Source organism: Pilosibacter sp. NGB245 (assembly GCF_057397225.1).
In genome coordinates this window covers 839681-855912 of the sequence record NZ_CM171584.1, presented here as the reverse complement: position 1 = coordinate 855912, position 16232 = coordinate 839681, and the positions used below count along the sequence as shown (strand labels likewise).

16 protein-coding genes and 1 pseudogene are annotated in these 16232 nt (G+C 50.9%); 2 read left to right on the top strand and 15 right to left on the bottom strand.

What is annotated here, in order from left to right:
• Nucleotides 1-9 precede the first annotated feature (9 nt).
• Entirely contained in the window at nt 10-693 is a 684-nt protein-coding gene (locus tag ACXMYH_RS03795) for a GntR family transcriptional regulator (RefSeq protein ID WP_329752705.1), read from the top strand.
• A 144-nt stretch (nt 694-837) separates the two neighbouring features.
• On the opposite strand, the gene dusB is transcribed toward ACXMYH_RS03795, so the two are convergent.
• The 6 genes from dusB to ACXMYH_RS03765 all read right to left on the bottom strand — a co-directional run bounded on the left by dusB (nt 838) and on the right by ACXMYH_RS03765 (nt 5531).
• Nucleotides 838-1797 (bottom strand): tRNA dihydrouridine synthase DusB, encoded by a 960-nt coding sequence (gene dusB, locus ACXMYH_RS03790; protein ID WP_015552585.1) that lies wholly within the window; start codon nt 1795-1797, stop codon nt 838-840.
• Nucleotides 1794-2576, bottom strand: a complete 783-nt coding sequence (locus tag ACXMYH_RS03785; protein ID WP_486555563.1) for an N-acetylmuramoyl-L-alanine amidase family protein — start codon at nt 2574-2576, stop codon at nt 1794-1796. The genes dusB and ACXMYH_RS03785 overlap by 4 nt, the downstream gene beginning before the upstream one ends.
• Nucleotides 2577-2598: 22 nt before the next feature.
• Entirely contained in the window at nt 2599-2970 is a 372-nt protein-coding gene (locus ACXMYH_RS03780; protein WP_117470040.1) for a DUF6145 family protein, read from the bottom strand.
• A 95-nt stretch (nt 2971-3065) separates the two neighbouring features.
• Nucleotides 3066-3716, bottom strand: a complete 651-nt coding sequence (locus tag ACXMYH_RS03775; protein WP_118532298.1) for an HAD family hydrolase — start codon at nt 3714-3716, stop codon at nt 3066-3068.
• Nucleotides 3717-3972: 256 nt separating this feature from the next.
• A complete protein-coding gene (locus tag ACXMYH_RS03770; RefSeq protein WP_118298951.1) occupies nt 3973-4611 on the bottom strand; it encodes a cytidylate kinase-like family protein in 639 nt (212 codons plus the stop codon).
• Between the two features lie 134 nt (nt 4612-4745).
• Nucleotides 4746-5531, bottom strand: a complete 786-nt coding sequence (locus ACXMYH_RS03765) for an N-acetylmuramoyl-L-alanine amidase (protein WP_486555562.1) — start codon at nt 5529-5531, stop codon at nt 4746-4748.
• A gap of 112 nt (nt 5532-5643) precedes the next feature.
• Between ACXMYH_RS03765 and ACXMYH_RS03760 the strand changes: the two genes are divergently transcribed.
• Nucleotides 5644-6552 carry an AEC family transporter gene (locus ACXMYH_RS03760; protein ID WP_486555561.1) on the top strand — a complete coding sequence of 303 codons (909 nt, stop codon included), beginning with the start codon at nt 5644-5646 and terminating at the stop codon, nt 6550-6552.
• 81 nt (nt 6553-6633) lie between these two features.
• On the opposite strand, the gene ACXMYH_RS03755 is transcribed toward ACXMYH_RS03760, so the two are convergent.
• The 9 genes and pseudogenes from ACXMYH_RS03755 to murB form a co-directional block, all read right to left on the bottom strand.
• Nucleotides 6634-7071 (bottom strand): Lrp/AsnC family transcriptional regulator, encoded by a 438-nt coding sequence (locus ACXMYH_RS03755; RefSeq protein ID WP_118598572.1) that lies wholly within the window; start codon nt 7069-7071, stop codon nt 6634-6636.
• 181 nt (nt 7072-7252) lie between these two features.
• Complete coding sequence (gene dapF / locus ACXMYH_RS03750) at nt 7253-8047, bottom strand: diaminopimelate epimerase (protein WP_486555560.1); 795 nt, start codon at nt 8045-8047, stop codon at nt 7253-7255.
• A 3-nt stretch (nt 8048-8050) separates the two neighbouring features.
• Entirely contained in the window at nt 8051-8422 is a 372-nt protein-coding gene (locus ACXMYH_RS03745) for an ArsR/SmtB family transcription factor (RefSeq protein ID WP_118298946.1), read from the bottom strand.
• A gap of 61 nt (nt 8423-8483) precedes the next feature.
• Nucleotides 8484-9461 carry a 6-phosphofructokinase gene (pfkA, locus tag ACXMYH_RS03740; RefSeq protein WP_118532310.1) on the bottom strand — a complete coding sequence of 326 codons (978 nt, stop codon included), beginning with the start codon at nt 9459-9461 and terminating at the stop codon, nt 8484-8486.
• Nucleotides 9462-9516: 55 nt separating this feature from the next.
• A complete protein-coding gene (locus ACXMYH_RS03735) occupies nt 9517-12996 on the bottom strand; it encodes a DNA polymerase III subunit alpha (RefSeq protein ID WP_486555559.1) in 3480 nt (1159 codons plus the stop codon).
• A 98-nt stretch (nt 12997-13094) separates the two neighbouring features.
• Nucleotides 13095-13289: pseudogene (locus ACXMYH_RS03730) on the bottom strand (HPr family phosphocarrier protein).
• Nucleotides 13290-13397: 108 nt separating this feature from the next.
• Nucleotides 13398-14357 carry a DNA-binding protein WhiA gene (gene whiA / locus ACXMYH_RS03725; RefSeq protein ID WP_118298942.1) on the bottom strand — a complete coding sequence of 320 codons (960 nt, stop codon included), beginning with the start codon at nt 14355-14357 and terminating at the stop codon, nt 13398-13400.
• Between the two features lie 2 nt (nt 14358-14359).
• Nucleotides 14360-15229, bottom strand: coding sequence for an RNase adapter RapZ (rapZ, locus tag ACXMYH_RS03720; RefSeq protein WP_486555558.1), 870 nt, complete (start codon nt 15227-15229; stop codon nt 14360-14362).
• Between the two features lie 108 nt (nt 15230-15337).
• The gene (gene murB / locus ACXMYH_RS03715; RefSeq protein WP_486555557.1) at nt 15338-16207 is read right to left on the bottom strand and encodes a UDP-N-acetylmuramate dehydrogenase; all 870 of its coding nucleotides are present in this window, start codon (nt 16205-16207) and stop codon (nt 15338-15340) included.
• Nucleotides 16208-16232: the final 25 nt, after the last annotated feature.

The window sequence follows — 16232 nt, the reverse complement described above, 5'->3', positions numbered from 1 at the left end:
GAGTCCATTATGCCTAAAATAAACCTGAAAACCCTGGCGTACAATACGATCCGTACCAAGATCGTCACTTGTCAGTATGCGCCGGGTACTTTTTTGAATGAAGAACAGCTTACCACTGAATTATCTCTGAGCCGTACCCCGGTGCGGGACGCGCTTGGACGTCTCGAGCAGGAAGGTCTTCTGGAAATTCGCCCGAAATGCGGAATCCTCGTTCGTCCTCTTACCTTAAATGACATTGATATGATCTTTGAAGTCCGCATGATGTATGAGCCGTATGTCCTGACCCATTACGGAGCAAATCTTTCCGTCTCCGCTTTGAATGAATTCTATGATATTTTCAAGAAATGGGATCCTAACAAAGAAATCTATCGGGACAAGGATTCCTTCTATGACCTCGATTATCGCTTCCATGCGTTGATCATGTCCGCCTGCCCGAATGAATTTATCAACAGAAGCTATGATACGATCCAGACGCAGAATGAGCGTTTTCGATATATGACCGGAAATGTTTCGAATTTCCGTCTGGAGGCAACTTTCAAGGAGCACATGGCGATCGTAGAACCGTGCCTGAAGGGTGACTGGGAAAAAGCAAAAGAGCAACTCATCTACCACCTTGAACAATCAAAAGCTTCCGTGTTCCGTCTTGTTGCAAACGCCGAGACAAACAACCTCGCACACCGTATGACTCTTTAAACACTCAAAACCACAAAATCCGGATCTGGTATCTTCTGAGGAACCAGATCCGGATTTTCTTTGTTCTTTCAAAATTTGCTGTGATGACACCTGCTTTATTGTCCGTATGCCATGTAAACAGTGTGAAATTACCTTAGTAGGATTTTATAACCTCGTCCCGATCAACTCCGTCAGCTCCTCCAGTGTCGCAACCGAATTGATCTCATTTCTCAATGCCGCGGAATTCGGATACCCGGCGGTGTACCAGGCGACGTGTTTTCTCATCTCCCGCATTCCCGCCAGCTCGCCCTTAAACTCCATCATCATCTGGCCATGGCGCAGAATCATGGCTTTCAGCTCCTCCACGGAAGGTCTCGGGAGAAGCTCGCCCGTTTCGAGATAGTGGGTGATCTGCTTAAAGATCCACGGATTTCCCTTCGCACCCCGGGCCACCATGATCCCGTCACAGCCCGTCTCCTCCACAAGGCGCTTTGCATCCTGCGGTGTAAAGACATCTCCGTTTCCGATCACCGGGATCTTCACAGCTTTTTTGACCTCGCGGATGATATTCCAGTCAGCTTTTCCAGAGTAATACTGCTCTCTCGTTCTACCATGGACAGCTACCGCCGCCACACCGGCACTCTCGGCGATCTTTGCGATCTCCACGGCGTTGATGCAGGTATCGTCAAAGCCCTTGCGGAATTTCACAGTCACCGGCTTTTTCACCGCTTTCACGAGTTTCGTAAGGATTTCCTCCACCAGCTTCGGATTTCTCATGAGGGCAGAGCCTTCACCATTCTTAACGATCTTCGGCACCGGGCAGCCCATGTTGATATCAAAAATATCGTATGGACCATCCTCCAGGCTCGCCGCGATATCCGCTACAATATCCGGATCAGAGCCAAAAAGCTGCAGGGACACGGGACGTTCCCGCTCATCCACCTTTAAGAGCTCCTGAGTATTTTTATTCTTGTAGAGGATCGCCTTCGCGCTCACCATCTCCATGCACACCAGACCTGCTCCCTGCTCCCTGCAGAGGATCCGGTACGGCATATCCGTCACGCCCGCCATCGGGGCGAGGATCACATTGTTTTCAAGTTCCACATTTCCGATTTTTAACGTCATTGAATCAAAACTCCCTCTGCGTTTACGTACCGTCCGTCCGGCGCATAAGCGTTGGTTAACATGTCTCCGTCTGGTTTCTGGAAGTAATACCAGCTGCCCTGAGAGTTGACCCATCCGTATGCCATCGTTCCGTCCGTGTTCAGGAAATAATATTTTCCTTCTTTCAAGAGCCAGCCCGTCTGCATAGCTCCTTTGCTGTTTAAATAGTACCAGTTTCCATTGACATTCTGCCAGCCGGTCTGCATGATTCCATACATATCCAGCAGATATGTCTTTCCATCTACATAGCCCCACTGACTCGAGACCGGATTTCCGTCCGGCTTATATAAGGCCCATTTCCCGTCAGCCCGCTGTCTCCAGCTGCCACCGCGGTATGTATTGTGGATGTAGATCGTGCTGTTTTCTGTTTTTGCGTACTGCTGTGCCGCCTCGTTTCCCGGGCCTTTCGAGTACACGTAATCTTTCTCGCTGCCAAGACCGCCTCCCGGATTGGAACCGGACGCTCCTGGGCCGACATTGGAAGTCCAGCCGTTGTTGTAGGCCGGGTTGTTTTCCGGCAGCTCCTGATAATATATGATATCGTGATCCTCCATGCCCGGACCAACGTTGAAAGCATAGGCAGTCATCCCTGCTGTTCCGGAGTCTGTAAGACTCAAAAGTACAGCACCTCCAATTCCGATCGCTGCCGCCATCATCGTTTTCCTCGCTTTTCCCTTATAAACATATCCTGCACAGCGGCTCATTTTGTTTCGTATGCGTTTCCAGCCTGTTCTTCTCATACCGCTTCCTCCGATACCGGTGTTATTCTCCTTCTTTTTCCAGCTGGTCTTCCAGCTTGCCGCCGAGAAATACCACGCGGTAGAATAACTCCAAAGATTCTAAGAGTTCTTTTTTTTCTCTCTGGTACTGGCGGATCTTAAGACCACTTCCGATCTCATCGAAGAGATAGTCCTGGTCCTCCGCTTCCACACGGAATTCGAGGTTTCCTTCCGGGGTGAATTCCAGAAAGAGAATGCCGCCCACATCCTCAGTAAAGAGAACGCACATGATCTGAAGTTCCTTTTTGATGTTTTCCGGGAGAAGTTTGAATTTTTCGTTGAAGTAATATTTCTGCTGGTATGAGTTTGCGCCGCAGAGGATGATGTTTTCCTGTTTATTGTTGTTTTCTGCCATGATATATGTTTGCTCCGTTTCCTGTCATATAGTGTGATTTTTATATTGTTATATTACCTGTCCAGTCTTTTTAAAGCTTAGTTGTTTCGCGAAACTTACAGGTATTTTAAAATATCAGATATTGAATCGATATGATAATCCGCCTTACTCTGGTCGAATCCGAACCGGTCATCTTTAAGGCCTGCGATCGACATTCCAGCGCGGTATGCCGCCTCGATGCCCACGGTAGAATCCTCCACAACAAAGCACTCGTCCTCACGGATTCCCAGAGTATCCGCTGTATAGTGATAGATCTCCGGATTCGGTTTGCTCTGTTTAAACTGCTTTCCACTGACGATGAGGTCAAATTCCGGGCGCATGCCCACCTCCTCCACGATCCTCGAGATCAGCTTCGGACCTGTGGAGGATACCAGTGCGACTGTATAGCCGCGGCGCTTTAATTCCTGCACTGTGGTCTTCATCTCCGGGCGGAAGATCTTCCGGTAATCGATCCGGCTGTAAATGTCTCTTTCGGCCCACTCCTTGATCAGTGTTTCCCAGGTCTCACCGTTATTCACGGCCCGTTCCATCACAGTCCAGCTATCCTGTCTGCTGCGGCCTACCATCTGGTTGATGTCTTCCATTGTCACCGCCGGGTTCTTTTCTTTTGCAAACTCCAGCAGGTATTTCATATATACAAATTCACTGTCTACCATGACACCGTCCATATCAAAAAGGACGGCGCGGATCGGGCGTGTGATCTTCATTTATTGTTCCTCTCCTGTTACATTCCACAAATCAGATTTTCCAATTCGAAAGCTCCGTATCAAACAATTCCGCCTGTGGATCCTGCTTTTTTCAAATGTCTGCCCTTTTCTCATTTCCGGAGCAATTTTTCAACCGTTTATCTCCAACGCATGATTACCTGCAGAACCCGCCACCGGCAGTTCCCTGCAGATACATGGCACAGAAAAGAAAAAGGCGGCCTACGATCAAGCCGCCTATATTCTATCGTATTTCCCTCTATTTTGCAATAAGTCCGCGCATTTTCAGATAGTCGATCACGCACTCCACCATCTCATCGTAGGAAAGTTTTGTGGTATTGATCATCAGATCATAGTTTTCCAGATTCTCCCAGCTCTTTCCGGTATAATAACGGTAGTAATCACGGCGTTCCCGGTCGATCCGTTTGATATTCTTTAAGATATCTTCCTCCGGGAAATATCCCTTTTCACGGACCTTGTTGATCCTCTCCTCGATCTCTGCGTACACGAAGATCCGGACAAGATTTTCAGTTCCGTCGAGGACATAGTCGGCACAGCGGCCGATAATAATACAGGATTCCTCCTGCGCCAGTTTTCGGATGACCGATGACTGAAACCGGAACAGGTTATCGGAAGAGATCAGGTCAGAACCCAATGACGGGGTTCCATTCTCCGGGATCAGGGAATGGATGATCCGGTATAACAGCTTATTTCCGGCCTTTTCATCCGCCAGGTGGAAATAACTCTCGCGGATTCCGCTCTCCTCGGAAGTCATCTTTAAGATCTCCTTATCGTAAACATGGAGCCCAAGACGCTCACCGAGACGCTTCGCCATCTCCGCTCCGCCGCTTCCGTACTGTCTTCCGACCGTGATCACAAATTTTTTATTCTCAGCCATAGATGCCTCCTTCTTCCCCTTCTGCCTTTCGGCAGTTGTACCTAAAAAAACGCGGGAATACTTTTTATTCTATCTGTATTTTAACATATCTCCGCAGGGATTTTAAGTCTTTTTTGCGATGTTTTCAGTGTTTTTCAAGTTTTAACAAGTAATGTCGGATATCCCAGCTTTCGAAGCTCCTGCTCCTGCCGCACAGCGTTTTCCATGTTCCGGAATGCCCCTGCGCGGACATAGTAAAATCCATCCTTAAAAGTCATGAACGCAGGGAATCCCTGAGCTTTCAGCCGTTCCATCTCCCTTTCCGCGTTGGTCCGCACCCGGTAGATGCCGGTCTGCACCATATAGAATCCCGGTTCCTCCACATCTGACGTCTGCTTTTCCTGCTCCGCAAACGTCCGCACGATTCCATCCGCGATCGCATCTGCGGTCTGTCTCATATTTGCATCGAAGAAATCATTGTCGTTCTCATTATCGATAAATCCAACCTCCACGAGAACCGCCGGAAGCGCCGTGTCCCTGAGGACCACGAGATTTGGCCGCTCGCTTATCCCCAAGTCTTTCCAGCCTGTCTTTGCAAGTTCCTTATTGATATTCCTCGCAAACGTCTCTGCATCGCCGCCCCTCCCGAAGATCAGACTCATCGTCCCGGAACCTGTTCCCGGCACCGGCATGGCATTCCGGTGAATGGATAAAAACAAATCTGCCGCAGATCGGTTCCCGATCTCCGCCTTCTCATATGGGCTGTTGTATACATCGCCAATCCTCGTGTACTCTACCCGGATTCCGCGCTGCTCCAGGGCATTTCCGATATCGTAGGACAACGCCAGAGTGTCGTCCTTCTCCCGTCTGTTCCCATATATCGCCCCCGGATCACTTCCGCCATGTCCCGGATCAATAATGACACTGTTCTGCTTTGCCAAAATTATTCTCCCTTTTTCATGGATTTATGATATCATATTCATAAATTACCAGACCTGCGCCATCCATGTCTTAAAACTTTTTCTGGCAATCTCATGAAAGGATCTCATTACTATGCTAATCGTATTCAACCAGATGATAAGTCTCTTTCTCTTAATGCTCACCGGCTATCTCGCCAATCGCTTCGGCGTGATCGATAAGACCTTTGAGTCGAAGGTCTCCCGTTTTATCGTCAATATCTCCCTGCCCGCAACGATCTTAAACGCGGTTACCGGGTCAGACATGGCCCATGATCAGGAGATGCTGCCGATCTTTATTGCAGCGGCCTCCATCTTCTTAGTGGCCCATGTGGTCTGCCACTTTATCCAGAAGATCATCTGCTGGAATCCAACCTATGAGCTGATGCTAAACTACAGTAATCTTGGCTTCATGGGGATCCCGATCATCTCTACGATCTACGGCGGAGAGTATGTGCTGCATGTTTCGATCTTCATGATGACGTTTAATCTGAGTCTGTTCAGTTATGGGGTATATCTATTATCGCGGGATGACGCAAAAAACAGACATTTCAGCGTCAAAAAGCTTCTCTCCCCCGGAATCCTGTCCGCCTTCCTTGCGATCGGCATTTATCTTTTAGATATCCATCTCCCGCAGCATGCAGTCAGCCTGTTTTCCACTGTGGGCGCCACAACAACACCGTTAGCGATGATCGTCATCGGCTCCACCCTGGCCGGGGTCAGATTTTCCACTGTATTTACTGACCGGGAGCTGTACCTCTTCTCCTTCCTGAAGCTTCTTGTTCTCCCGGTGATCACCTTCCTCGTCCTGAGATTCTTTATCAGGGACCGCACACTTTTAGAGATCTCTACGATCCTCTCCGGCTGCCCGATCGCCGGGAACGTGTCCATGCTCTGTATGGAATATAACCGGGATGTGACTCTCGTGTCGAGGGGGATCTGCATCTCCACACTGTTGTCCATGATCTCGATTCCGATCGTGGCGGCATTGGTCGCGGTTTTATAAGAAGACTAAAAAGGACATCTGAACCAGAAATACCCATCGTATCTCTCGTTCAGATGTCCTTTTCATGTTTCGTATGTATTCCTAGTCCTGTACCTGCACGCCTCTCGGACCTACGTGGGTGGCGAATACCACCTGCGTGCTGGTCTTTCCGAATTTCTGGAGCTGACCAAGGAAGCTGTCGAGCTGCATCGTACTTGCAAAAGCAACTTTCATGATCACAGAAAATTCTCCCGTCACGCTGCTGCATTCCAGAATATTTGGAATCTCTTCCGCATAGTGATAGAATTTCTGCTTATCCTCCGGAAGCACATTGAGGTTGATGAACGCAAGGATGTGATATCCGAGTTTCATCGGGTCGATCTGTGCCTGGTAGGACGTGATGATCCCATCTTTCTCCAGTTTTTCAATTCGCGCCGAAACCGCAGGGGAAGAAAGAAACGTCTTCTCCGCGATCATTTTCAGGGATGCTCTCGCATTGTGCTGCAGGATCTGCAGAATTTCGCGATCAATATGATCCATAATTCTCTCCTTTGTCCCGGTTTTCAGGTTTTTGTATTGTGTCACATGTCCGGAACTTCTTCTCTATATACAGATAACCGACCAGCGGCTCCGCGTTGCTGCGGTATATGACCACCGGTCAATTACTGGGTTTGTGTTTTATCCGCGCTTACCGTGCGCGTCTTTGCAGGCACGAGTGTACTCAGATCTCTCCGTGAAATACTTCCGCTGCCGGTCCTGTCATAAATACCGTGTCTTTTTCTCTGTCCCAGCGGATCAGAAGATCGCCGCCGAGCAGAGTCACGCGGACTTCGTCATCGGTAAGACCATTTAAGATGCACGCGACCACAGTCGCACATGCACCTGTTCCGCATGCCAGAGTCTCTCCGGAGCCGCGCTCCCAGACACGCATATTGACATGTCCGCGGTCCACAACCTCCACAAATTCTGTATTGGTGCGGTCCGGGAATCTCTCATGACTCTCAAAGGACGGACCGATCTTTTCGATCTCCAGATCCTTGATCCCGTCCATAAATACTACCGCATGCGGATTTCCCATGGAAACTCCGGTAAAGCGGTACTCTTTTCCGTCGACCGTGATCGGTTCTCCGATTTCAGACGTCGGAACCGGACGTCCCATATCCACCGTCACAAGTTCCACCTTTCCATCCTTTACTTTCATGGACAGGTGCTTGATCCCGGACGGAGTCTCCACGTCGATCTCCGGTTTATCTACGATCCCGTGATCATAGGCATATTTTCCTACACAGCGGATCCCGTTTCCGCACATGGCACCACGGGATCCGTCCAGATTATACATATCCATCTGGCAGTCCGCTACATCTGACGGTTTGATCAGGATCAGACCATCTGAACCGATCCCGAAGTGACGGTCGCTGACCATCTTTGCCGTCTCACAGGGATCTTCCACTGTCTCTTCAAAACAGTTTACATATACATAATCATTTCCGATGCCCTGCATCTTTGTGAATTTCATATCTTATTCTCCTATGTGCTCCATACCCTGCGCGAGGATCGTCTGGATGTGACCGTCCGCAAGAGAGTAGAGAACACTCTTTCCTTCCCTGCGGAACTTGACAAGGCGCATCTGTTTCAGGATCCGAAGCTGGTGGGAGATCGCGGACTGTCCCATTCCGAGAAGACTTGCGATGTCACACACACATAACTCCGACTGGCTGAGCGCATACAGGATCCTGATCCTCGTGGAATCTCCGAAGATCCGGAAAAATTCCGCAAGATTCTGGAGTTCCTCGCCTTCCGGCATCACGTCCATCACCTGTTTTACCACCTTGTCGTGGACATGAATAAACTCACAGTGCGGGGCGATCTTTTCGTCCTCTCTGATACTCATGTTCCTGCTCCTTTACTGCTGCCGCCCGCATCCCGCAGCCGGCAGTCATCTCCCGCAGTGATCAGCGCACGAGAAGTTTGCTCACCTCGTACTGCTCCTCCGGGATGTCTTTCTTCATATTTAACGCTTCCTGGATATCGAAATCTACAAATTTTCCGTCTTTGTAGGCAACGATCCGGTTGCTCTTTCCTTCCGCGAGAAGCTCCGCCGCGCGGGCTCCCATGATCGATGCGTACACACGGTCCTTACAGGTCGGGGTTCCGCCTCTCTGGATATGTCCGATGATCGTAGCTCTCGTCTCAATCCCGGTTGCCGCTTCGATCCTTCTCGCCATGGAAGTGGAGTGTCCGATTCCCTCAGCGTTGATGATAATGTGGTGTTTTTTGCCGCGCTTTCTGTTCTCGATGATCCGGTTGATCAGGTACTGCTCGTTTCCGTCATAGCGCTCCGGAAGAAGAATATCCTCCGCACCGTTTGCAATACCGCACCAGAGAGCGATATATCCGGCATTTCTTCCCATAACCTCGATGATACTGCATCGTTCATGGGATGTGGATGTATCACGGACTTTATCGATCGCTTCCATCGCCGTATTCACCGCGGTGTCGAAACCGATCGTATAGTCGGTACAGGCAATATCGAGGTCGATCGTTCCCGGAAGACCGATGGTGTTGATCCCGAGGGCAGAAAGCTTTCCGGCACCGCGGAAGGAACCGTCTCCTCCGATCACGACGATCCCGTCAATTCCATGTTTTCTGCAGACTTCGGCGCCGCGCTTCTGACCTTCCTCGGTCGTGAATTCCTCACAGCGGGCCGTGTAGAGGATCGTACCGCCGCGGTTGATCGTATCCGCAACGCTCACACTGTCCATATCTACGATTTCTTCCTGAAGGAGTCCGGCGTAACCACGCATGATCCCCTTTACCTTCAGTCCTTTATTGATAGCGGTTCTTACAACCGCACGAATTGCCGCGTTCATTCCAGGGGCATCGCCGCCGCTGGTCAATACTCCGATCGTTCTGACTTCTTTCTTTGCCATACTGGTTTTCCTCCAAAAAAGATTCTGTCGATCATTCGCCATATACGTACATATTTTAATACACTTTCCCCTTCTTTTCAATGACCTTTTGCACAACCTTGACATTTTTTTCACCAAGAATCCGGTACAGGCGGCCGAGGAGATCCGGCCCTGCAAGAACTGCCCAGTTTTCGGAAAGTCTCCGCATCTTCCGCTCTTCCTTCAGATACATGATCACTCTGTCTTTTCCATCGGAATCCCGGAGTGCCGCCATGACATCATCGATATGGCTCTCGTAGAATGCCTGGTTCTCAAACTGGAGCCAGAGTTCATTCGGGATGTCCGTAAACGGGATCACTTCCTCGCAGATGAGCTTTCCGACCGGATCGTCGCCGATGGATGCCCGGCCGCGGACAAATACCTTGTTTTCCTCGGTAAATGACGGACGGTTCTTCTCGTAGATCTTCGGAAACACGAGGACTTCCACTGTGCCCACAAGATCCTCGATCGTGATGAATGCCATGAGCTGGTTTGTCTTTGTAGTCTTTACCTTTTTTGACGTGATCATTCCGCCGATGACCACATTGGAATTATCCTCCACAACGGTCTTTCCATCCTCGTCAACGACAAAATCGGAGGTTTTTGCTGTCACATTTTTCTCCCAGAGTTCCCGGTACTCTTCCATCGGATGGCCGCTGACATAGATGCCGATCGTCTCTTTTTCGAAGGCTAACAGCGTCTGCTTGTCGTACTCTCCCACGTTCGGGAATGTGATCTGGAAATTGTTCTTTTCTTCCTCCGGGGCGAGATCAAAGAAGCTCAGCTGGCCTTCCATGACCGTCTTTTTCTCCCTGGCTTTGCTCTCCAGCAGGTCACCGGAGACGATGAGCTTCTGTTTTCTCGTTCCCGGAAGCGTATCCAGCGCACCCGATTTTATGAAGCTCTCAAGTGTTCTCTTATTGACTTCCTTGTTCGACATTCTCGACACAAAATCTTCAAGACTCTTAAAAAGTCCTCCATTCTCACGCTCGGCAATGATCACGTCCACAACGGCGCGCCCCACGCTCTTGATCGCGGAGAGGCCATAGCGGATGCCGTTCCCCGATACGGAGAACCCGCTGTATCCCTCGTTGATATCCGGCGGCAGGATCGGAATTCCCATGTTCCGGCAGGCAAGGATATACTCGGAGACCTTCGTCGTGTTGTCCATCACGGAGGTCATGAGCGCTGCCATAAATTCCTTCGGATAGTAGAATTTCAAAAATGCCGTCTGATAAGCGACTACCGCGTAAGCTGCTGCATGGGACTTATTGAAGGCGTATTTCGCGAAGTCCGTCATGTCATCGTAGATCTGGTTCGCGGTCTTCTCATCGATGCCGTTCGCGATACAGCCCTTTACGCCCTCCTCGGCGTTTCCGTAGACGAAGTTCTGGCGCTCCTTCGCCATGACTGCCGCTTTTTTCTTCGACATGGCACGGCGCACAAGGTCACTTCGACCGAGCGTATATCCGGCCAGGTCCCTTACGATCTGCATAACCTGCTCCTGGTAGACGATACAGCCGTAGGTCGGCTTTAAGATCGGCTCCAGCTGCGGGCAGGTGTAGGTGATGGATGCCGGGTCATTTTTTCCCTTTAAATACTTCGGGATGAAATCCATTGGACCCGGACGGTAGAGGGAGATTCCGGCAATGATATCTTCCAGTGTTGTCGGCTTCAGTTCCTTCATGAAGGTCTTGAAGCCGCCGCTTTCCAGCTGGAACACGCCCTCGTTCTTTCCGGTCCCGAGAGAATCCATGACTTTTTTATCATCATAATCGATGTGTTCCAGATCAAGTTTCACACCATAGTCTTTCTCGATCATCTTCACAGCATCCTGGATCACGGTGAGCGTGCGCAGTCCCAGGAAGTCCATCTTTAAAAGTCCCAGTTCTTCCAGCGTCGTCATTGTAAACTGGGTCACAATCGTTCCGTCGGCGCCTCGCGATAACGGGACGTACTCATCGATGGAGGTCCTTGAGATCACGACGCCAGCCGCGTGCATCGAGGTGTGGCGCGGGAGTCCTTCCAGCCGCTTACTCATATCGATGAGCTTTTTCACCTGCTCATCCGACTCATAGAGCGCCTTCAGCTCCGGATTCTTCTGCAGCGCCAGATCGAGCGTGATGTTGAGCTCTGCCGGCACCATCTTCGACACCTGGTCACACAGGCTGTACGGAAGGTCCATGACACGGCCCACATCGCGGATCACACCGCGGGCCGCCAGGGTACCGAAGGTCACGATCTGCGCCACCTGGTCTTTTCCGTACTTTTCCACGACATAGTCGATGACTTCCTGACGGCGCTCGTAGCAGAAATCCACGTCGATATCAGGCATGGAGACTCGTTCCGGGTTTAAGAAACGCTCAAAGAGAAGCTGGTAGCGGATCGGATCGATGTCCGTGATCTTTAAGCAGTATGCCACGATACTTCCCGCCGCGGAACCGCGTCCCGGTCCCACCGCGATCCCGTGGGATTTCGCGAAGTTGATGAAGTCCCACACGATCAGGAAGTAGTCCACATATCCCATGCTCTTGATGGTTCCGAGTTCATAGTCGAGGCGGGCGCGGAGTGTCCCGTCATCATCCGGGTAGCGCAGTGCAAATCCTTCATCGCAGAGGTGGTTTAAATAGCCCCAGGAATCGTATCCATCCGGCACATCAAACCGCGGCAGTTTTGTGACGCCGAACTCGATCTCCACGTTGCAGCGTTCCGCGATCTTATGGGTGTTCTCGATCGCTTCCGGGGCATACGGGAAGAGCTGCCGCATCTCCTCCTCGGATTTTACATAGTACTGTCCGCCCTCGTAGCGCATACGGTTCTCATCGGAGACTTTCTTTCCCGTCTGGATGCAGAGCAGGATGTCGTGGGCCTCCCAGTCCTCGGCGTTGATATAGTGGCAGTCGTTTGTCGCCACTAACGGGATGTTCAGTTCTTTTGAGAGGCGCATGATCCCCTGGTTGACCTGGCGCTGCAGCGGGATACCGTGGTCCTGGAGTTCCAGGAAATAGTTTCCCTCACCGAAGATCTCCAGGTGGCGCTTTGCCGCCTCCTTCGCCTCCTCGTAGAGTCCTTTTTCCAGATATCTCGGAACTTCACCGGCCAGGCAGGCGCTCAGCGCGATGATCCCCTCGTGATACTCCCGCATGACCTCCTCATCAATCCTCGGTTTGTAGTAGAAGCCGTCCACAAAGCCTTTGGAGACGATCTTCATCAGATTCTGGTAACCGGTATTGTTTTCCGCAAGAAGGACCAGATGGTAATACCGGTCCTCACCGTGAACGGTCTCCCGGTCAAATCTCGATCCGGGGGAGACGTACACCTCGCAGCCGATGATCGGTTTGATCCCCGCCGCGCGGGCCGCACGGTAAAAATCGATCACACCGTACATGACACCGTGATCGGTGATCGCCATGCTGTCCATGCCGAGTTCCTTCGCCCGGGCCGCCAGCTCTCCGATTTTACTGGATCCGTCCAGAAGACTGTACTCTGTATGGACGTGCAAGTGTGTAAATGCCATCTGTCTCCTCCGTTTCTTTCTCATTTATCAGAAAAAGACCGCCGCCCCGAAAGGCGGCAGTCCCGTTGTTTGAATATATTTTTTTACGGACTTATTCCTTAGTTATTACTCAGATATTTTTCAATATCGTTTACTGCTTTTTCTTCGTCCACTCCGTCCGCTGTCACGATCACCTGCTCGCCGACCGGAAGATCAAGGGTCATCATGCCCATAATGCTCTTCGCATTGATCTTTTTGTTATCGCTCTAGACGTAGATCGTGCTCTCGTAGCTGCTCGCAAGCTGTACTAACATTGCGATCGGACGAGCCTCCAGACCAGAAGCAAGTTCAATGGTTACCGTACGTTTTGTCATAATAATCCTCCTCAATTGCACAAAAGAATGGAAGTAACCAATTTCCATTCAGCTATCTGTCCCCTGGTCCCGCAATTTTTCCGCCATCTCACCAAGCTTTCTCAGGCGGTGATTGACACCGGATTTTCCAACCGGCGGTTCCAGGTCTTCGCCCAGTTCCTTCAGTGTCGCCTCAGGTTTCAGAAGTCTTGCCCGCGCGATCTGCGCAAGACCATCCGGGAGACTTTCAAATCCCACCGTGTCGCGGATAAATTCGATATCCTCGATCTGTTTCACGGCAGCAGACACTGTCTTGTTAATATTTGCCGTCTCGCAGTTGACCTGGCGGTTTACATTTCCGCGCATTTCTTTTAAAATGCGGATGTTCTCCAGCTCCATCAGTGACAGATGGGCTTCCATCACATTCAGGATATCTACGATCTGGCTTCCCTCTTTAATATATACCACATAGTAGCGTTTGCGGATGACAATTTTTGCATCGATATCAAACGTCGCCATAATGGACTGGATCTGGCGCGCTTTGGGCTCTGTCGCGCAGACGATCTCAAAATGGTAAAACTTCTCCGGATCACTGATCGATCCTGATGCGAGAAAAGCGCCGCGCAAAAATGCCCTGCGGCAGCAGGGGTTCTGGACGACCACATTTCCCACCACAGAAAGATTCTCCCCAATCTCCCCGTCTTCCGATAGAAGTTTTGTGGCTTTCAATACACGGAGCGCGTCCTCATGCTGTTTGACACAGACTGAATAGATCCTGTTTTTCCCAAGATGCGCGTTCCTCCGTATAGAAATGTCAGTTTCTATATTAAATGTTTTTCTCAATAATGTAAAGCACTTTCTGGCAACCGTCACATTTTCTGTATGGATCTTGATGCTGTAATGATCGTCTCCGGAGATCTGGATCCGACCGCAAAGACTTAAGATCGCTGCGATCTCAGCGATCTGGCAGTGCCTTGCTGCGCTCATATGCCTGGAAAGTTCTTCCTTGATCCTGGAAGAGAAAGACATGACTACTTTCCTCCATCCTTCCCCGCGTCTCTGTGTTCCAGCCGGATCTCATACCGCCCGGACTCCGTCAGACGCTTAAATACTTCTCCTGCGATCGTCACCGAACGATGACGTCCGCCGGTGCACCCGATCGCGATCACAAGCTGCGTTTTTCCTTCCTGTTCATACTTCGGGATCACAAATTCCAGAAGGTCATTCAGTTTCTTCAGGAATTCTTCCCCGGTGCCGCCCTGCATCACATAGTCCTGCACCGCTTTTTCTGTTCCCGTGTGAAACCGCAGTTCTTCCACATAGTAAGGATTCGGGAGGAACCGCACATCAAACACGAGGTCCGCGTCCGCCGGGATCCCGTATTTGAAGCCGAAGCTCAGGACCGTGATAAACATGCTGCTGTGTCCGTCGTTTCCCCGGTAAAGATTCTCCAGCTCATGGCGCAGCTCCTTTGTCAGAAGTCTGCTGGTGTCGATGACCTGGTCGGCCTCTTTTTTCAGGAAAGCGAGTTTTTTCCGCTCCAGCTCGATCCCTTTTTCCACGCGCCCCGTCCTTGAGAGCGGATGGCTCCGTCTCGTCTCCTTAAAACGCTTGATCAGGACTTCATCGGAGGAGTCCAGAAACAGGATCGAGAACGGATATTTGTTCTCTCTCCATTTCCGGATGATCGTCTCAAGATACGGCAGTTCCTCACCGCTGCGCACGTCTACCCCTAGGGCGATATCCTGTTTTTCGCTCTGTCCGTTCATGACCAGCTCCGCAAATTTTTCGATCAGAAGGACCGGCAGGTTGTCGGCACAGTAAAATCCCATGTCTTCCAGTGTTTTTAATGCCGTTGTCTTTCCGGCTCCCGACATTCCGGTCACGATTACAAGTCTCAACGAGATCTTCCTCCCTGTATTCTTAGAAAGCTGCTGTACACAGAATCTGCGAACGCAACTATATCCCGCAGGATTTTCCATTCGGAAAACTCCTGCCCGTAAACTCTCCTAGAAATCCCCTAATAATTTTACTTCCATCTCCAGATCCACGCCGGAATTTTCCTTCACCCGTCGTTTCACCTCATTGCAGAGTTCCAGGATATCCGCCGCCGTTCCATGATCCTTATTGATCACGAAACCTGCGTGTTTTTCGGAAACTGCTGCGCCTCCGACAGAAAATCCCTTCAATCCGGCATCCTCGATCAGCTTTCCGGCAAAATATCCCTCCGGCCTCTTAAAGGTGCTTCCGGCGCTCGGATACTCTAACGGCTGTTTTTCTTTTCGCTTTGCCGCGAGTTCTTCCATCTTTTCCCGGATCGCGCCCGGATCCCCCGTTGTCAGGCTAAACGCTGCGCGCACTGCGAAGAGACCACGGCGCTCCAGCGCACTCGTTCTGTATCCGAGCTCCAGCTCCTCATTCTTCAGCCGCTTTACCGTCCCGTACCGGTCCATCACGTCCGCCCACAAGAGCACGTTCTTCATCTCGGAACCATATGCACCCGCGTTCATCATGACTGCGCCGCCGACGGTCCCGGGAATGCCCGCCGCAAATTCCAGACCGGTAAGCTTCTCTCTCGCCGCCGTGTTCGCAAGCTTTGAGAGCATCACACCGGCTCCGGCGATGATACTGTTTTCGTTTTTCTGAACTTCCAGCTCTGTCAGCCGCTCCGTGCTGATGATCGTACCGCGAAAGCCTTTATCTCCCACGAGAAGGTTGCTCCCGTTTCCGACCATGTACCACGGCTTTCCGGACGCTTTACAGTCCAGAACTGCCTCGCGGAGTTCTTCCTCTGATTCCGGAATCATGAACCGGTCTGCCGGGCCGCCGACGCGGAACGATGTGTGCCGCGCCATCGGCTCATTTGTTCTGATTTCCATGAATGTTTCTCCTTCTTATATAATT